Genomic DNA, 17,737 nt, shown 5'->3' with positions numbered 1-17,737 from the left:
GCCATGGCCAGACCCGGATTCCGCCTCGCTGTGTTCGCCACCCTGCTGGCACTGCTGGTCGTACTGCTCGGTGCCTATACCCGTCTGACCCATGCTGGCCTGGGCTGCCCAGACTGGCCTGGCTGCTATGGCTTCATCAGCGTACCGAAAACCGACGCGCAGCTGGCGCATGCCGAGCTGCACTTCCCCGAGCACCCGGTGGAGGTCGCCAAGGGCTGGGCCGAGATGGTCCATCGTTACTTTGCCGGCACGCTCGCCTTGGTGATTGCCTTGCTCGCCTTCCAGGCCGTGCGCCGGCATTCGCGCGACGGCCAGCCCTACCGCCTGCCGGTGCTGTTGCTAGGCGTTGTACTGGCCCAGGCGGCATTCGGCATGTGGACAGTGACCCTCAAGCTGTGGCCGCAGGTCGTCACCGCACACCTGCTGGGTGGCTTCACTACCCTGGCCTTGTTGTTCCTGCTGTCGCTGCGCCTGTCACGGGCCTTTGCACCGTTGCCTAAATTACCGCTGAGCTTGCGGCGGATTGCTGCCTTGGCGCTGCTGGTGGTGATCGGCCAGATTGCCTTGGGCGGCTGGGTCAGTTCCAACTATGCGGCCGTTGCCTGCACAGACTTGCCGACCTGCCATGGCCAGTGGTGGCCGGCAGCGGACTTCAGCAACGGTTTCCACCTGACCCAGCACGTCGGCCCCAACTACCTGGGCGGGCAACTGGACAGCGATGCGCGCACGGCCATCCACATCAGCCACCGCCTGGGCGCGCTGCTGGTCACTGGTGTGCTGCTGATGCTCAGCTGGAAGCTGCACCGCTGTGGCTTGCCTGGTTTGGGGCGCCTGGTACTGCTGGTGCTGGCGCTGCAGGTAGGCCTGGGCATCAGCAATGTGCTGCTGCACCTGCCTCTGGCGGTGGCTGTGGCGCATAACGCAGGCGGCGCCCTGTTGCTGCTGAGCATGGTGCTGGTCAACTACCGTATCCGCGTCGTCGACAAGGTGCGCGTGGGCCAGGGCTGGCGCCTGACGCCGGTGACAGGCGTGGGCGCGGCCCATCACTTGAGGAACGACTCGTGGCGACGCTTCTAACTGCGCAGCGTGCAGGCTGGCGCGACTATCTGGAGCTGACCAAGCCCAAGGTGGTGGTGCTGATGCTGATCACCTCGCTGGTGGGCATGTTCCTGGCGACCCGTGCCGGGGTACCTTGGAGCGTGCTGTTGTTCGGCAACCTGGGGATTGCCCTGTGCGCCGGGGGCGCTGCGGCGGTCAACCATGTGCTGGACCGGCGCATCGATGCGCTGATGGCCCGCACCCACAAGCGGCCGCTGGCCCAAGGGCGGGTCGCGCCACTGCCGGCGCTGCTGTTCGCCCTCGCCCTGGCGCTGCTGGGCATGGCCCTGTTACTGATGTTCACCAACGCCCTTGCCGCCTGGCTGACGCTTGCCTCCCTGCTCGGCTATGCGGTGCTCTACACCGGCTTTCTCAAGCGTGCGACGCCGCAGAACATCGTTATCGGTGGCCTTGCAGGCGCGGCCCCGCCGCTGCTTGGCTGGGTGGCAGTAAGTGGCCAAGTCAGTGCCGAGCCCTTGTTGCTGGTGCTGATCATCTTCGCCTGGACGCCGCCGCACTTCTGGGCCCTGGCCATTCACCGCAAGGAGGAGTATGCCAAGGCCGATATCCCGATGCTGCCGGTAACCCACGGCGAGCGCTACACCAAGCTGCACATCCTGCTCTATACCCTCATACTGCTGGCGGTGACCCTGCTGCCCTACGCCATCCACATGAGCGGCCCGTTGTACCTGGCCTGCGCCCTCGCCCTTGGCCTGCGCTTCCTGCAATGGGCCTGGGTGTTGTACCGTGGCAGCCGGCCGCACGCGGCGATCGGCACCTTCAAGTACTCTATCGGCTACCTGTTCGCGCTGTTCATTGCGTTGCTTGTTGACCACTATCTGTTGCTGAACCTATGACCCGAACCCAGAAAACCGTCTTCATCCTCGTTGCCCTGGTCGCGTTGATCATGGGCCTGACCGTCAACAAGGTGCTAAATGGCAGTGACCAGCCAAACCCCACCGAGCTGATCGATGCCGGCATCATCCTCTTGCCGCAGAGCCGCACGGTTGCCGACGTGACCATGACCAACCAGGACGGCCAGCCGGTGCAGCTTGACGATCTCAAGGGCAAATGGTCGCTGCTGTTCTTCGGCTATACCTATTGCCCGGATATCTGCCCCACCACCCTGGCCCAGTTGCGCCAGGTGAAGAGCGAGCTGCCCAAGGAAGCGGTCGACCGGCTGCAGGTGGTACTGGTGAGTGTCGATCCGAACCGCGACACGCCGAACCAGCTCAAGCAGTACCTGGGTTATTTCGACAAGGATTTCGTCGGGGTGGCGGGGTCGATCGAGGATACCCAGAAGCTGGCCAATGCCTTGAGCATTCCGTTCATTCCGGCGGATACCAGCAAGCCCGGATATACCGTGGATCACAGCGGTAACCTGGCGATTGTCGGGCCGGACGGGCGTCAGCGTGGGTTCATACGCGCGCCGTTCAACAACCAGAAGCTGGTGGCGCAGTTGCCGGGCCTTGTGAAGCGGGATTGAGATTGCTGGCCTGCTTTGCAGGCCATCGCGACACAAGGCCGCTCAACAAGGAACCGCGCTCTTCTGCAGGAGCGCGCGGTCCTGTTGCAAGACGGTATCAAGTCCCGGACTTGATCCTGGTCCAGGCCCGCGTCCTCGCCCGCTCTGCCTCACGCGTCAAAGGCTTGAGCGTATACAGCTTGGCCATCGCCTCCGCCGTTGGATACAGGTTGGGGTTGTTGCGGATCGCTGGGCTGACCTGGTCCGTCGCATCCTTGTTCGGGTTCGGGTACCCGACAAAGTCGCTGATCGGCGCAATCACCTCTGGGCGCAGCAGGTAGTTGATGAACGTATGCGCATCCTCCGGGTTGGCAGCGCCCTTCGGAATCGCCAGCATGTCGAACCAGATCGGCGCGCCCTCCTTGGGCAAACGCATGTCCACCACCACACCGTTTTTCGCATCCCGGGCGCGGTTTGCTGCCTGGGAGAAGCTGCCGGAATAACCAACGGCAACGCAGATGTCACCGTTGGCGATATCCGCCATGTACTTGGAAGAGTGGAAGTAGGTGATGTAGGGGCGGATCTTCTGCAGCAGAGCCTCGGCTTGCTTGTAGTCATCCGGCTTGCTGCTGTTGGGGTCCAGCCCCAGGTATTGCAACGCCAGCGGCAGGATCTCTGATGGCGAGTCGAGCAGCGCTACGCCGCACTGCTTGAGCTTGGCGATGTTCTCTTCCTTGAAGAGCAGGTCCCAGCTGTCCACGGGGGCCTTGTCGCCCAGTACCGCCTTGACCTTGTCCGGGTTGAAGCCGATCAGCACCGTGCCGTACATGTAGGGCACGGCGAACTTGTTGCCTGGGTCGTTGGCCTCGATGAGCTTCATCAGTGCCGGGTCCAGGTGTTGCCAGTTCGGCAGCTTGCTGCGGTCCAGTGGCTGGAACACCCCCGCCTCGATCTGCTTGGCGAGAAACACGTTGGACGGTACTACCACGTCGTAGCCGGAGTTGCCTGTTAGCAGCTTCGCTTCCAGGGCTTCGTTGGTGTCGAAGATGTCGTAGACCAGCTTGACGCCGCTGTCCTTCTGGAAGCCGGTCAAGGTTTGCGGGGTGATGTAATCGAACCAGTTGTAGACGCGCAAGGTGCGCTGTTCGGCTTGTGCCTGGACGGCGCCGGTGAACAGGGTGGCAGCTATGAGTGGGGCGAGCAGGCGCTTGAGTCGGGCCATTATCGGGCTCCTGGCTGGGCGAGCTGGAAGCCTTCCAGCACATTGACCGCGTTGATACCGATTTCTTCCACTGCGTAGCCGCCTTCCATCACGAACAAGGTCGGCTTGCCGAGCTGGGCGATGCGTTTGCCCATCTCCAGATAGTCCGGGCTGTCCAGCTTGAACTGGGAGATAGGGTCATCCTTGAAGGTGTCCACGCCCAGAGAGATGACCAAAACGTCGGCATCGTAATCGGCGATGCGCCGGCAGGCGTCTTCCAGCGCGGCGCTCCAGGCTGCCCAGTCGCTGCCGGCAGGCAGCGGGTAATTGATGTTGCAGCCTTCGCCCGCGCCTGCGCCGGTTTCGTCCGCGTAGCCCAGGAAGAACGGGAACTCGTCTTGCGGGTCGCCGTGGATCGAGGCGAAGAACACGTCATCGCGCTGGTAGAAGATGTCCTGGGTGCCATTGCCATGGTGGTAATCGACGTCAAGGATGGCCACCTTGGCCCTGCCTTGGTCGAGGAAGGCCTGGGCAGCAATCGCGGCGTTGTTCAGGTAGCAGTAACCGCCCATGACCTCGGCGGCGGCGTGATGCCCTGGTGGGCGGCACAGGGCGAAGGCCGCATGGGCGCCTTGCTCGATTGCAGCTTGGGCGGTGAGGGCAACCTGTGCTGCGCTGTAGGCGGCCTGCCAGGTGCCTGCGGTGATGGGCGCGCCGGCATCGAAACTGTAGTAGCCCAACTCGCCATGCAGGCCGGTGGGTTTGACTTGGCGCAAGGTGCGTGCCGGCCAGGTGAAGGGCAACAAGTCGCCCTCCTGACCCAGCGCCGCCCAACGTGCCCAGGCGCCTTCGAAAAAGTCGAGATAGTCGGCGCTGTGGATGCGCTGCAGCGGTGCACGGCCAAAGTCGGTCGGGGCCTGGACATCACCGAGGTTGCGCTTTTTCACCTGCTCGAGCACATGGTCAGCACGCGAAGGCATCTCGAAGCAGGGCATCAGTTTGCCGTCGATCAGCTCGCAGCGGCCGTGGTGCAGGCGGTGGTCATCGGAATAGATCGTCAGCATTGTTGTTCTCCGGTAGTACTGGCGTTGGCCCATTTTCACGGGCTGCCGGGCGCGGGAGAACGACGCAAACGGCCAAAAGGGGATCGATGTGGCCAAGCTCGCCGGCCTTGATCAACCTCGGAAATGGCTGGGCGCCACACCGCTCCAACGCTGGAAGGCATGCCGGAAGCTTGCCGTCTCACTGAACCCCAAACGCTCGGCAATTCGGTAGATCGGCATCTGCCCATCGGCCAGCAGTTGCTTGGCTCGCTCGAATCGCAGCTCATCGAGCAGCTGTTGATAACTGCTGCCCAGCGCCTGCAAGTGCCGGCGCAAGGTACGAGACGAGCAGTTCATCTGCCGCGCCAAGCCTTCCAGGCCCGGGGCAGCGTCCAGTTGCTGCAGCAGTAATTGGCGTATCCGCCCCAGCCAGGCCTGGCGCCCGGTGAATTCAAGGTTCAGGCGCCGGCAGCGCTCGCCCATGGCTTTGTGGGTGATCGGGTCGGCGAGGGGCAGTGGGGCTTCCAGCCAGCGCCGCTCGAAAGCAAAGGCGTTGTCCGGCGCGCCGAACCCGAGCGGGCACGGGAACGCATCGGTATAGCGGGCGTGATAGTCGGGCCGAGCATGTTCGAAACGCGCGCCGAGCAGCGGCAGCGGGCGGCCCAGCAGGTCGTCACAGATGACTTTGAGCGATACCAGGCAGAACTCGGCATTGAAAGCGGCCAGCGCCGGGAGGTCGCGATATTCATCGGCGCTAAGCCAGATGCGCTGGCCATCGTCTATCAGGCGTAAGCGAAAGACTGTTCCCAGCAGTGCCGGATACTGCAAAGCAAGGCGCAAGGCGTCACCCAAAGTGGCACTGGAGAGCAGGGCGTAACCCAGCATGCCGTAGCACGACACATGCATGCGTCTGCCCAGCTCCAGGCCGATGTCTTCACGCCGTGCCACGGCGTTGGCGCATACCTGCAGCTCTTGCTGGGTAGTGATGCGCGCATCGGCATGGCCAAGGTCTGCCGGGCCTATACCGCTGCCAGCCAGCAGCGCCGTTGCCTCGCACCCCTGTTCCTGAAACAGGTTGAGGATCAGCGAAACCGCATTGAGGGTGGTCAGGTGGCTGTGCAGCATGCTCGCTATTCCCGGGACAGGTATGAATAAATGAGCAATTTGCATGCCGTTATCGCAATCGGCGTTGACTAGCGGAAGGTACAATGCCCGTGGCGATCATTAAAGCCACCGGCCAGGAGCCCAGTGTGACTGCGCTACGCACTTGGCTCCCGCCGAGGGGCTTAAGGATGCAGCCAGAAAGGCTTGGTTACATTGGCGCGACGTCCCGGCATTGCCTGGCCAAGCGTCATCCGCGTTGGTTTGCCGGCGATCGGGTTCACCTGGAAAGCGACGATAACCATCTTGGGCGCTTAGACGGCACTCGAAATGACGTCGACAAACATATCCGATAATGTATCGGTCCAGAAATTTGCTGTGTCGAATTTACCGGCGCCTCCATAACTCGTCATTCCGTTTCCGCTGCGGTAGAGGGTGCAAACAACAACTTCATCATCTGCTATCGAGTTTTCATCGTAGGTTTTTGACCTATTCAGCGAGCGACCTTGATCCGCGTTCTCGATGGGCCAGGGTATCCCGTGGTCTGGCATGGAACTTCCCCGCATCCACATAATACGGTCGTTTTCTTCTTTTGCCGCTTTCATTTTTGCAGCTTGACTATCAATCGTATCCCATTTTAGCTTGGCTATCCGCTCCAGGAAAACGTCCTGCCCTCTCAATGATTTGATAACTGGCGCTAAAATTTCATTGATGGTATCAGCTTGGTTAATGTAGAACTCTAGTGGTAAGAGCATGTAATCGCTGTTCCTAATATGTGCAGGAATAGTGTTGCTTTTTACGATTACCACCATGCGTAATTTTCTGATTTTTTCTCCTAATTCGACTACGGATCCAGGAAAAAGCTTATGAGCGAGGACTGGCAGAACGAAGGTGTTACCTTGCCTTTTTGCTTCCCCGCTATTCCAGGTGCCCATCAGCAGGGTGGTATCAGAGGGATCATAAATGAAGTTTTTATCGAGTAGCCCCTCGTAGCTGGAAGCATTGCCTAAACTATAGTCGCCCAGGCGATGTTCAGGGGAGTGCGGACTGGCGGGGTCTTCAATAACATAAGGATGAGTTTCAAAGCCTGTCCGAGGAGCCTTTACGATGCGAGTGATTTTATAGTTTTTCATGACACGTCTCTTTGAGGAGTTGGTAGTCCGAATGCTAATTTCACTCAATGGCTGCGGCAACTGGTAAAAATGATAGTTTTGACAGGTAAACAAGGGCAGTGGCGCTAAGCTAATTTGAGGCCCTTATTCGAAACGACATTCAGATATAAAAGGCGGTGGGCTTCCGGAAAGAGATTTCTCACCCCCAAGAGAAAGAACCTGCTGTTCCGCTTGTCTTAGGCAGGCGCAGTCATCGCTTCACAATCCCAAGCGGTGGTGGGGCTTTGGTTTGCTCGCACGAATATCACCCATCAATCCGGCGTCCTTGTTTGCGTCTTTCCCGGATTGCGTGAAGAACAAAAAAAGGGCCCGGAGCGTGCGCTCGGGCCCTTGAAAGGTCGAGAGGTGTCTAGTCCCTCAAACCTGGTGAGACTGTTTGCAGCAGCCGGGTTACGCCTTCAGCGGAACCAGACGTGGAGCGATCATGTTTTCCGGGCGCAGGATGTCGTTGAGCATCACTTCGTCCAGCAGCTGTTCTTCGCGCACCAGTTCCAGCACACCACGGCCTGTTTCCAGGGCTACGCGGGCGATACGGGTGGCGTTTTCGTAGCCGATGTAGGGGTTCAGGGCGGTGACCAGGCCGATCGAGTGCTCGACCAGTTCACGGCAGCGCTGTTCGTTGGCAGTGATGCCGACGATGCAGTGCTCGCGCAGCATGTCCATGGCACGCTGGAGCAGGCGGATCGAGTCGAAGATCTTGTAGGCGATCAGCGGCTCCATCACGTTCAGCTGCAGCTGGCCACCTTCGGCGGCGACGGTCAGGGCCAGGTCGTTGCCCATGATGGCGAAGGCAACCTGGTTGACGGCTTCCGGGATGACCGGGTTGACCTTGCCTGGCATGATCGAGCTGCCTGGCTGGCGCGCTGGTAGGTTGATCTCGTTGATGCCGGTGCGTGGGCCGCTGGACAGCAGGCGCAGGTCGTTGCAGATCTTCGACAGCTTGACCGCAGTACGCTTGAGCATGCCGGAGAACAGCACGAAGGCGCCCATGTCGGAGGTCGCTTCGATCAGGTCGGCAGCCGGTACCAGCGGCTGGCCGCTGATGGTCGCCAGGCGCTGCACGGCCAGGGCCTGGTAGCCAGGGTCGGCGTTGATGCCGGTGCCGATGGCGGTACCGCCCAGGTTGATTTCGGTCAGCAGTTCCGGTGCCAGCGAGCGCAGGCGCTGCAGGTCTTCGGTCATGGTGGTGGCGAAGGCGCGGAATTCCTGGCCCAGGGTCATCGGCACGGCGTCCTGCAGCTGGGTGCGGCCCATCTTCAGTACGTGGTCGAACTCTTTACCTTTGGCAGCGAAGGCCTGGATCAGGCTGTCGAGGCTGGCCAGCAGCGCGTCGTGGCCCAGCAGCAGGCCCAGACGGATGGCGGTCGGGTAAGCGTCGTTGGTCGACTGCGCCATGTTCACGTCGTTGTTCGGGTGCAGGTACTGGTACTCACCCTTCTGGTGGCCCATGGCCTCCAGTGCGACGTTGGCGATGACTTCGTTGGCGTTCATGTTGGTGGACGTACCAGCGCCACCTTGAATCATGTCCACAACGAACTGGTCGTGGAAGTCACCGCGGATCAGGCGGGCGCAGGCCTCGCTGATGGCGGCGTGCTTGGCATCGCTCAGGTGCCCCAGCTCGCGGTTGGCGTCGGCAGCGGCCTGCTTGACCATGGCAAGTGCCACGACCAGCTTCGGGTAGTGCGACAGCGGAACACCGGAGAGATGGAAGTTGTTGGCAGCGCGCAGAGTCTGGATGCCGTAATAGGCATCGGCAGGGACTTCAAGGGTACCAAGCAGATCTTTTTCGACGCGGAACGATGCAGCGGAGGACATGATGGATATCATCTCGATTTTGACCCGGCACATGCCGGAATGGCGCCAATCCTAGGCCTTAAGGGGATTTTGCGGCCAATGCTGTTGCACGCTAACCTATGCACAAACGGCATAGTGTTTGATGTGACGCCAATTGACATTCGAGCGTGTTCCATTTTGGTGCATGCCGGGAGATTCGCTTAGTGAACCTAGAAAGCAAATGGCTGGAAGACTTCAGTGCGCTGGCCGCCACCCGTAGTTTTTCCCAGGCGGCGGAGCGCCGTTTCGTCACCCAGCCGGCGTTCAGCCGACGTATTCGTAGCTTGGAGGCGGCGCTTGGCCTGACGCTGGTGAATCGTTCCCGCACGCCCATCGAGCTGACGGCGGCTGGTCAACTTTTTCTGGTTACGGCGCGCACAGTTGTCGACCAGTTGAGCGAAGTTCTACGCCATTTGCATCATCTTGAAGGTGGCCAGGGCGAGGTGATCCAGGTGGCGGCGGCGCACTCGCTGGCATCAGGCTTTTTCCCTCGCTGGGTTGCACAACTGCGCAACGATGGTTTGAACATCGCCACACGGCTGGTAGCCACCAACGTCGGTGATGCTGTGCATGCCTTGCGCGAAGGCGGCTGCGATTTGATGCTGGCTTTCTATGACCCGGATGCGGCGCTGCAGATGGACGCCGAAATTTTCCCGTCGCTGCACATGGGGACCACCGAAATGCTTCCCGTCTGCGCCGTGGGGGCCGATGGAAAGCCGATGTTCGACCTTGAGGGCGATGCCAGCGTACCGTTGCTTGCTTACAGTGCCGGCGCCTTCCTTGGCCGCTCCGTGAGCCTGCTGCTGCGCCAGCGTAATTTGCGTTACACCACGGTCTATGAAACAGCCATGGCTGACAGTTTGAAGAGCATGGCGTTGGAAGGCATGGGCGTTGCCTGGGTGCCCCGGCTTTCAATGCGTGGCGAACTGGAGCGTGGCGAGTTGGCCATCTGCGGAGGGGCCCAGTGGCATGTGCCACTGGAAATCCGCTTGTATCGCTGTGCATTGGTGCGCAAGGCCAACGTGCGCCTGCTCTGGCGCAAGCTCGAGTCCGCTGGTGCTCAAGGTGAAGGCTCAGTGTGAGTTGTACTTGAGGTAGTCGGCGATGTTCGCCCGGTTCTTGTCGCTGTACCGGTAGCAGTTCGATCGGGCCGGAATTCGGGGGTGTGTGTAGGTTTCGCACACCCATCCGTTGAACTTCAGTTCGGCGTCTTCATGCGTGGCGGAAAGCAGATGGCCGATTTCATGGGCGGCGCTGCTGTAAGCGGCCAATGAGGCGATGGCGGTGTTCTGTTTGAAGTACGCCAGGCCCGCATTGTAGTTAAGCCCGCTGTGGTCATAGCTGTTGCGCGTCATCAGCAGGTGCTTGTTCATGAACGAGAAGGGGTGGTTCGAGGTCAGTTCAAGCACTCCTTGGGTGAACGCCTCAAGAATCTGACTCGATGGCACGCCTTGATAATCAATATCGGTGATGCCGGGCACGTTGCGTCGCAAGATCAGTTCCGTGGGGTGGGAGGTGAAACTGCGCATCTCATCGAGCCAGTGCTGAAAGTAATCGTTGTGCAATTGCTCGTCGCTGATGCTGGCCAGTTCGTCGTGAAGGTAAACGGTCACAACCAGCGACTTGGCTGCTACGGCGCAAGGCAGCTGCAGGGACAGCAGGAGGCTGAAAAAGAACGTGAGGGTCTTGGGCATGGCGATTCTCCAAGGAGATTGAAATTGGCGGGCGCAATCGTCACCACCCGGAATGCCTTTCGGCAGTGGGAAAAAGTTGTCCCACGAGACAGCTTGCCCTTTGATCCGACATGTGCTTGTAGGGGTGGGCGGGCCGACTTGAAATACGCTACAATCCCGCGCCTTCGGCCGACCCGGTCGATTCAGAATCCGTATGACAAGCCACGCCGGTCCACCTGCGTGGCTTGTTGCTTTTAGCGCGCCAGAAGGCGCTTGCAGGAGAGGCTCGACGATGAGTGCACTGGTTGGCGTGATCATGGGCTCCAAGTCCGATTGGTCCACCCTTAGCCACACCGCCGATATGCTGGAAAAACTCGGCATTCCCTACGAAGTGAAGGTGGTTTCCGCCCACCGCACCCCGGATCTGCTGTTCCAGTACGCTGAAGAAGCCGAAGGGCGTGGCATCGAGGTGATCATCGCCGGCGCTGGTGGCGCTGCGCACCTGCCTGGCATGTGCGCCGCCAAGACCCACCTGCCGGTGCTGGGTGTGCCGGTACAGTCGTCGATGTTGTCGGGTGTCGACTCGCTGCTGTCGATCGTGCAGATGCCTGCCGGCGTACCGGTTGCCACCCTGGCCATCGGCCGTGCCGGCGCGGTCAACGCCGCGCTGCTGTCGGCGAGCATCCTCGGTGCCAAATACCCGCACTATCACGCGGCGCTCAAGCAGTTCCGCACCGAGCAGACCGACACTGTGCTGGACAATCCAGACCCACGTCAGGCTTGAGGCTGAACCCATGAAGATCGGTGTTATCGGTGGCGGCCAGCTGGGCCGCATGCTGGCTCTGGCGGGCACCCCGCTGGGCATGAACTTCGCCTTCCTCGACCCGGCGCCGGACGCCTGCGCGGCGCCACTTGGCGAGCACCTGCGTGCCGACTACGGCGACCAGGACCACCTGCGCCAGCTGGCAGACGAAGTCGACCTGGTGACCTTCGAGTTCGAAAGCGTCCCGGCCGAGACCGTCGCCTTCCTCTCGCAGTTCGTCCCGGTGTACCCGAGTGCCGAAGCGCTGCGTATCGCCCGCGACCGCCTGTTCGAGAAGAGCATGTTCCGCGACCTGGGCATTCCAACCCCGGCCTTCGCCGACATCCTCTCGCAGGCCGACCTTGATGCGGCGGTGGCCAGCATCGGCCTGCCGGCCGTGCTCAAGACCCGGACCCTGGGTTACGACGGCAAGGGCCAGAAGGTTCTGCGCACCCCTGAAGATGTGGTGGGTACCTTTGCCGAGCTGGGCAGCGTGCCGTGCCTGCTGGAAGGCTTCGTGCCGTTCACCGGCGAAGTGTCCCTGGTGGCCGTGCGAGCACGCGATGGCGAAACCCGCTTCTACCCGTTGGTGCACAACACCCACGAGAGCGGCATCCTGCGCCTGTCCGTGGCAAGCCAGGCGCACCCTCTGCAGGGCCTGGCCGAAGATTATGTCGGCCGTGTGCTCAAGCAGCTGGACTATGTGGGTGTGATGGCCTTCGAGTTCTTTGAAGTCGACGGTGGCCTCAAGGCCAACGAGATCGCGCCGCGTGTGCACAACTCCGGGCACTGGACCATCGAAGGTGCCGAGTGCAGCCAGTTCGAAAACCACCTGCGCGCCGTTGCCGGCCTGCCGCTGGGTTCGACTGCCAAGGTTGGCGAGAGCGCCATGCTCAACTTCATCGGTGAAGTGCCGGCAGTGGACAAGGTCATCGCCATCGATGACTGCCACCTGCATCACTATGGCAAGGCCTTCAAGGCCGGGCGCAAGGTAGGCCACGCCACCTTGCGTTGCCAGGACATGGCCACCCTCGAGCGCAAGATTGCCGAAGTAGAGGCCCTGATCAGCAACTGATCGGGCATCTGATCGAACTTCTGCAAGCGGTTCGCCCTCTGAAATGGCAACAAGCCAAAGCGCTGTCTAGGCTTTGGCTTGCTCCATCTTCACTGCAGAGGGATTGCCATGGGTATCATTGGAACTATCTTCATCGGCCTCATCGTTGGTCTGCTGGCGCGCTTCATCAAGCCCGGTGACGACAGCATGGGCTGGATCATGACCATCCTGCTGGGTATTGCCGGCTCCTTGATCGCCACGTATGGCGGCCAGGCGCTGGGTATTTACCAGGCCGGGCAGGCAGCGGGCTTCTTCGGCGCGCTGGTGGGTGCCATCGTCCTTCTGGTGATCTACGGATTCATCAAGAAACGCTGAATACTGGTTAGAATGCCCGGCAATTCATCCGAGTTGCCGAGCATCTTCATGCGTGCGTTATTCCTCATCCCCATGCTCCTGGCCAGCACCTTGGCCCATGCCGAACTGCCTGAAACCGACTGGCTCGAGCTGATGCCCAAGTCGGACCAGAAAGCCCTCGAGCAAATGCCCGAGATCGACCACAACTCGCCGGAGGCGATGGGTACCTTCACCGACAAGGGCGGCTTGAAGCAAAGCAAGGGCCTGCCGGCGGTGATGTACTCGACCAAGACCGTGGCCGCCATGAACGGCAAGGAAATTCGTCTCGGTGGTTACCCCGTGCCGCTTGAAAGCGATGCCAAGGGCAACAGCACGCTGTTCTTCCTGGTGCCGTACCCGGGCGCCTGCATCCATGTACCGCCGCCGCCACCCAACCAGCTGGTGCTGGTGCGCTATCCGAAGGGCTTGAAGATCGATGACATCTACACGCCGTTGTGGGTCAGCGGGACGTTGAAGGTGGAAAAGGTCAGCAACGACCTGGCCGATGCGGCGTATGCGCTGGAAGCCCGGAAGGTGAGGGTAGTGGAGGACGCTGACCTGTGAAGGGGCTGCTCCTGCAGGTATGCGCGATCTCTGAGCGGCCTTGTGTCGCGAAAGGACCGCACAGCGGTCCCAGGCAGTTGAATCAAAGCGCTACGCTGCCAATTGCCACTTGCAGGGAATGAACCGCCCCAGGCTTCAACTCCACCACATCGTCCCAGACATTCGCCGTCTCGATGCACAGCATCCGCTGCCAGCCATCATCGGCCATGTCAGGCAATTCCCGGGCTCTGTCGGTCCATGGGTTCCAGATCACCGCTGAACGTGAACCGCTGCTGGTCAGGGTAATGCGCCGGTTCCAGTACGGGTCGACAATGCTCAGTTGTGCAGGCGTATTCAGGTAGATGCGATCGGTCTCACCGGTGAACGTCAGCGCACCCTGCTGCTGGCGCTGTTCCCAGTCAGCCAGGGTCTCGATGTAGCCCAGCCCGTCGACACCCTCGACGCGCGCCTGGCGCACATCGCTGACGGCAAAGTAGCTGTGCAGGGCCTGGCTGATGGTGACAGGGGTATTGCCCCTGTTACGGCTGGTGAGGGTCAGTTCAAGCGCATCACCCATGACGATCAGCAGCTTCAGCTCCACATCATGCGGCCACTCTGGCAGATCGCCCTGGGCCTTTGGCAGTTCGAATTCGATGCGCAGCGCGCCGGCTGCCTCTTCGATGCCCAACAGTTGCCAGTCACGTGTGCGGGCCAACCCATGGGCGGGAGCCTGCGTGCCACGGTACATGCCCTGAACGGATTCGGGGTTGCGCTGCAGGTTGCCGAACCACGGCCAGCACACCGGCACACCTGCGCGCACCGACTTACCCTGACAAAACATGGCCTGGTCACTCAGCCACAGCAGCGGCGGCTCGTCAATGTGCTGGTAGCTGAGGATCTGTGCACCCTGCTGGGCGATCAGTAGTTCGGCACGGTCGCTGGTGATACGCCAGCAGTTGAGTTCGCCGTGTTGCTCGGTTACGACCTGGTAGGTAGCCATTGCGCTCGTCTCATTGATTGCCTGTGGGCCTTGGACCCGGTGCCTTGCAATGAGTTTACCGCTCGCGTGGCTTAGCGACGAGGCACCGAGCGGGTGCGGCCGCTGCCATCGATGGCGACGAAGACGAACACCGCTTCAGTCACCTTGCGCCATTCGCTGGACAGCGGGTCGTCGCTCCACACTTCGACCATCATCTGGATCGAGCTGCGGCCGATTTCCAGCGTCTGGGTATAGAACGACAGTTGTGCGCCCACGGCCACAGGCACCAGGAAGGCCATGCGGTCAATGGCCACTGTTGCCACCCGGCCGCCCGCGACGCGGCTCGCCATGGCAGTGCCTGCCAGGTCCATCTGGGCGACCAGCCAGCCGCCAAAGATGTCGCCAAAACCGTTGGTTTCGCGGGGCAACGCAGTGATTTGCAGGGCCAGGTCGCCTTGCGGGATAGGATCTTCTTGTTCGAGCTCAATCATGCGGTGGGGCCTCTGACCCGTGACGCTTTCGTTGGTGTGGCGCAAAGGCCGAGTAAACGATTCAGCTTGAAACATACTACGCCGATTTCGTTTCGCTGGACGGCCGTAGGGAAATTCTGCGAAACCGCCTGACTTAAAAGACCGGCGTTTTCGCACAACATCCCACTGTGGCGGCAACGTTTTCCTACGAACGGGCAGTATATATAGCCAAACGCTCAGCGACGACCGTGCAGTCATGAATATCTGTATGGATTTTGTATCGCTTTCAGCACGCCCCGGCAATTTGCTATCTTCGCCTGTCACCGCCAGAAGCCGCGTGCCAAGCGGCCTGCATGCCCTACAAGAGAAGAACAAGCAATGACCTCCGTGCCGAGCAGTATCGAGCAGCCCTCGCGGCCGCTGACCCGCAGTGACTACAAGACCCTCTCACTGTCCGCGCTAGGCGGAGCCCTTGAGTTCTACGACTTCATCATTTTCGTGTTTTTCGCCACGGTGGTCGGCAAGCTGTTCTTCCCGGCCGACATGCCCGAGTGGCTGCGTCTGATGCAGACCTTCGGCATTTTCGCCGCTGGCTACCTGGCCCGGCCGCTGGGCGGCATCATCATGGCCCATTTCGGCGACCTGCTCGGGCGCAAGAAGATGTTCACCCTGAGCATCTTCATGATGGCTCTGCCAACGCTGATCATGGGTTTGCTACCGACCTATGCGCAGATTGGCCTGTGGGCACCGATACTGTTGCTGCTGATGCGCGTGATCCAGGGGGCGGCGATCGGGGGCGAAGTACCTGGCGCCTGGGTGTTCGTGTCCGAGCATGTGCCAGCGCGCAACACCGGCTATGCCTGCGGCACCCTGACCGCCGGCCTGACCGCTGGCATCCTGCTTGGCTCGCTGGTGGCGACGCTGATCAACACGGCCTACAGCGTTGAAGAAGTCGCCGACTACGCCTGGCGTATCCCGTTCCTGCTTGGCGGTGTGTTCGGCCTGTTCTCGGTGTACCTGCGCCGCTGGCTGCACGAAACGCCGGTATTCGCCGAGATGCAGCAGCGCAAGGCGCTTGCCGAAGAGCTGCCGCTGCGGGCCGTGCTGCGTGATCACCGCGGGCCGATCATCCTGTCGATGCTGCTGACCTGGATGCTTTCTGCCGGCATCGTAGTGGTCATCCTGATGACACCGGCGTTGTTGCAGAGCATCTACCACATCAGCCCCACCGACTCGCTCAAGGCCAACAGCCTGGCGATCGTGCTGCTTAGCCTTGGCTGCATCGGCTCCGGCAGCCTGGCCGACCGCTTTGGTGCCGGCCGCGTCTTCGTGATCGGCAGCCTGCTGCTGCTGGTGACGTCCTGGACCTTCTACCACAGCCTGCCGACCCACCCGCAACTGCTGTTCCCGCTGTATGCCATCACCGGCCTGTGCGTAGGCGTGATCGGCGCGGTGCCCTATGTGATGGTCAAGGCGTTCCCGGCGGCGGTGCGCTTCAGCGGCCTGTCGTTCTCCTACAACGTGGCCTACGCCATTTTCGGCGGCTTGACGCCGATGGTGGTGACCGCGCTGCTCAAGGTCAGCCCGATGGCGCCTGCTTATTACGTAGCGGGCCTGTGCGCCGTCGGTCTGATTGTCGGGCTGTATTTGCTGTCGAAAAAACGCTGATATCGCTCTAGCCCTGCCCCTGCAACATTTTGAAAGGCCATCCTGGGTATCCAGTGATGGCCTTTCATCCAATTGTCATATTGGAGTCATATCGTATTCATGCGGCCTGCAGATACTTGGGCCCGATCCATCCAACATCCCAATATTCCTGCTAGGAGCAAGGCATGAAACTGAAGCGTTTGATGGCGGCCCTCACCTTTGCCGCCGCTGGCGTTGCAACCGCCAACGCGGTAGCCGCCGTCGACCCTGCGATCCCGACCTACACCAAGACTACCGGTGTTTCGGGCAACCTCTCCAGCGTCGGTTCCGACACCCTCGCGAACCTCATGACTCTGTGGGCCGAGGCCTACAAGAAGGAATATCCGAACGTCAACATCCAGATCCAGGCTGCCGGCTCCTCCACCGCGCCACCCGCGCTGACCGAAGGCACCGCCAACCTTGGCCCGATGAGCCGCAAGATGAAGGACGTCGAGCTGCAGGCCTTCGAGCAGAAGTATGGCTACAAGCCGACCGCCATCCCGGTCGCCGTCGACGCCCTGGCCGTGTTCGTACACAAGGACAACCCGATCAAGGGCCTGACCATGGCTCAGGTCGACGCGATCTTCTCTTCCACTCGCCTGTGCGGCGCCAAGGCCGACGTCAAGACCTGGGGCGACCTGGGCGTGACCGGCGACCTGGCCAACAAGCCAGTTCAGCTGTTCGGCCGTAACTCGGTATCGGGTACCTACGGTTACTTCAAGGAAGAAGCCCTGTGCAAAGGCGACTTCAAGCCTAACGTCAACGAACAGCCCGGCTCGGCGTCGGTCGTGCAGTCGATCAGCTCCTCGTTGAACGGCATCGGCTACTCGGGCATCGGCTACAAGACTGCCAGCGTCAAGACCGTAGGTCTGGCCAAGAAGGAAGGCGGCGAGTTCATCGAAGACAACGAAGCCAATGCCCTGAACGGTACCTACCCGCTGTCGCGCTTCCTGTACGTCTACGTCAACAAGGCCCCGAACAAGCCTCTGGCCCCGCTGGAAGCCGAGTTCGTCAAGCTGGTGCTGTCGCAGGCCGGCCAGCAGGTCGTGGTGAAGGACGGCTACATTCCGCTGCCGGCCAAGGTGGTCGACAAGACCCTGGCTGACCTGGGCCTGTCCCACGCCGGTAACGTTGCAAAGAAGTAAGTAACTGAGGGAAAGGCCGGCACTGAAGCCGGCCTTTTCCACGAATTCTCGGTCCGAAGCCAGGGCTCCTGAGCGGCGG

General features: G+C 61.1%; 18 protein-coding genes. 10 read left to right on the top strand and 8 right to left on the bottom strand.

Going from position 1 to position 17,737, the window contains the following annotated elements; translation table 11 throughout:
- Positions 1–3: 3 nt before the first annotated feature.
- From EGJ09_RS16985 to EGJ09_RS16975, 3 genes are read left to right on the top strand one after another with little or no spacing between them, the layout of a single operon-like run.
- Entirely contained in the window at positions 4–1,077 is a 1,074-nt protein-coding gene (locus EGJ09_RS16985; RefSeq protein WP_125924417.1) for a heme A synthase, read from the top strand.
- A complete protein-coding gene (cyoE, locus tag EGJ09_RS16980) occupies positions 1,062–1,955 on the top strand; it encodes a heme o synthase (RefSeq protein WP_119688035.1) in 894 nt (297 codons plus the stop codon). Before EGJ09_RS16985 ends, cyoE begins: the two co-directional genes overlap by 16 nt.
- Positions 1,952–2,584 (top strand): SCO family protein, encoded by a 633-nt coding sequence (locus tag EGJ09_RS16975; protein WP_039603498.1) that lies wholly within the window; start codon positions 1,952–1,954, stop codon positions 2,582–2,584. Before cyoE ends, EGJ09_RS16975 begins: the two co-directional genes overlap by 4 nt.
- A 97-nt stretch (positions 2,585–2,681) precedes the next feature.
- On the opposite strand, the gene EGJ09_RS16970 is transcribed toward EGJ09_RS16975, so the two are convergent.
- The 5 genes from EGJ09_RS16970 to aspA form a co-directional block, all read right to left on the bottom strand.
- Complete coding sequence (locus tag EGJ09_RS16970) at positions 2,682–3,785, bottom strand: polyamine ABC transporter substrate-binding protein (protein ID WP_115273260.1); 1,104 nt, start codon at positions 3,783–3,785, stop codon at positions 2,682–2,684.
- A complete protein-coding gene (locus EGJ09_RS16965; protein WP_046786833.1) occupies positions 3,785–4,828 on the bottom strand; it encodes a histone deacetylase family protein in 1,044 nt (347 codons plus the stop codon). Before EGJ09_RS16965 ends, EGJ09_RS16970 begins: the two co-directional genes overlap by 1 nt.
- Positions 4,829–4,939: 111 nt before the next feature.
- Positions 4,940–5,932 carry an AraC family transcriptional regulator gene (locus tag EGJ09_RS16960; RefSeq protein ID WP_125924416.1) on the bottom strand — a complete coding sequence of 331 codons (993 nt, stop codon included), beginning with the start codon at positions 5,930–5,932 and terminating at the stop codon, positions 4,940–4,942.
- Between the two features lie 290 nt (positions 5,933–6,222).
- Positions 6,223–7,041, bottom strand: coding sequence for a hypothetical protein (locus EGJ09_RS16955; RefSeq protein ID WP_125924415.1), 819 nt, complete (start codon positions 7,039–7,041; stop codon positions 6,223–6,225).
- A gap of 429 nt (positions 7,042–7,470) precedes the next feature.
- Positions 7,471–8,895 carry an aspartate ammonia-lyase gene (gene aspA, locus EGJ09_RS16950; protein WP_042111854.1) on the bottom strand — a complete coding sequence of 475 codons (1,425 nt, stop codon included), beginning with the start codon at positions 8,893–8,895 and terminating at the stop codon, positions 7,471–7,473.
- 182 nt (positions 8,896–9,077) lie between these two features.
- Here aspA and EGJ09_RS16945 point away from each other — a divergent pair, with 182 nt between their 5' ends.
- On the top strand, positions 9,078–9,995 hold the full coding sequence (locus tag EGJ09_RS16945; protein ID WP_046786835.1) for a LysR substrate-binding domain-containing protein: 918 nt from the start codon (positions 9,078–9,080) through the stop codon (positions 9,993–9,995).
- On the opposite strand, the gene EGJ09_RS16940 is transcribed toward EGJ09_RS16945, so the two are convergent.
- Positions 9,987–10,607 (bottom strand): hypothetical protein, encoded by a 621-nt coding sequence (locus EGJ09_RS16940; RefSeq protein WP_115273263.1) that lies wholly within the window; start codon positions 10,605–10,607, stop codon positions 9,987–9,989. The genes EGJ09_RS16945 and EGJ09_RS16940 overlap by 9 nt on opposite strands.
- Before the next feature lie 271 nt (positions 10,608–10,878).
- Between EGJ09_RS16940 and purE the strand changes: the two genes are divergently transcribed.
- From purE to EGJ09_RS16920, 4 genes are all read left to right on the top strand, one after another.
- On the top strand, positions 10,879–11,370 hold the full coding sequence (purE, locus tag EGJ09_RS16935; RefSeq protein ID WP_125924414.1) for a 5-(carboxyamino)imidazole ribonucleotide mutase: 492 nt from the start codon (positions 10,879–10,881) through the stop codon (positions 11,368–11,370).
- A 10-nt stretch (positions 11,371–11,380) separates the two neighbouring features.
- Positions 11,381–12,463, top strand: coding sequence for a 5-(carboxyamino)imidazole ribonucleotide synthase (locus EGJ09_RS16930; RefSeq protein ID WP_046786838.1), 1,083 nt, complete (start codon positions 11,381–11,383; stop codon positions 12,461–12,463).
- Between the two features lie 108 nt (positions 12,464–12,571).
- On the top strand, positions 12,572–12,817 hold the full coding sequence (locus EGJ09_RS16925; protein WP_046786839.1) for a GlsB/YeaQ/YmgE family stress response membrane protein: 246 nt from the start codon (positions 12,572–12,574) through the stop codon (positions 12,815–12,817).
- 48 nt (positions 12,818–12,865) lie between these two features.
- A complete protein-coding gene (locus EGJ09_RS16920; RefSeq protein WP_371928089.1) occupies positions 12,866–13,399 on the top strand; it encodes a DUF3299 domain-containing protein in 534 nt (177 codons plus the stop codon).
- A gap of 82 nt (positions 13,400–13,481) precedes the next feature.
- Here EGJ09_RS16920 and EGJ09_RS16915 read toward each other — a convergent pair whose 3' ends face one another.
- Together EGJ09_RS16915 and EGJ09_RS16910 are read right to left on the bottom strand one after the other, a co-directional pair.
- Entirely contained in the window at positions 13,482–14,378 is an 897-nt protein-coding gene (locus EGJ09_RS16915; RefSeq protein WP_125924413.1) for a D-hexose-6-phosphate mutarotase, read from the bottom strand.
- Between the two features lie 71 nt (positions 14,379–14,449).
- The gene (locus tag EGJ09_RS16910) at positions 14,450–14,848 is read right to left on the bottom strand and encodes an acyl-CoA thioesterase (RefSeq protein ID WP_003253317.1); all 399 of its coding nucleotides are present in this window, start codon (positions 14,846–14,848) and stop codon (positions 14,450–14,452) included.
- A gap of 357 nt (positions 14,849–15,205) precedes the next feature.
- Here EGJ09_RS16910 and EGJ09_RS16905 point away from each other — a divergent pair, with 357 nt between their 5' ends.
- Together EGJ09_RS16905 and EGJ09_RS16900 are read left to right on the top strand one after the other, a co-directional pair.
- Positions 15,206–16,495, top strand: a complete 1,290-nt coding sequence (locus EGJ09_RS16905) for an MFS transporter (protein WP_125924412.1) — start codon at positions 15,206–15,208, stop codon at positions 16,493–16,495.
- A 164-nt stretch (positions 16,496–16,659) separates the two neighbouring features.
- The gene (locus EGJ09_RS16900; protein WP_012312096.1) at positions 16,660–17,658 is read left to right on the top strand and encodes a phosphate ABC transporter substrate-binding protein PstS; all 999 of its coding nucleotides are present in this window, start codon (positions 16,660–16,662) and stop codon (positions 17,656–17,658) included.
- The last annotated feature ends 79 nt before the right edge of the window (positions 17,659–17,737 follow it).

The organism is Pseudomonas sp. p106 (genome assembly GCF_003936645.1).
In the GTDB taxonomy this organism is placed as follows: Bacteria; Pseudomonadota; Gammaproteobacteria; order Pseudomonadales; family Pseudomonadaceae; genus Aquipseudomonas; species Aquipseudomonas putida_E.
Note: the sequence above shows the minus strand (reverse complement) of the source record. Positions and strands in the feature narration are given on the sequence as shown.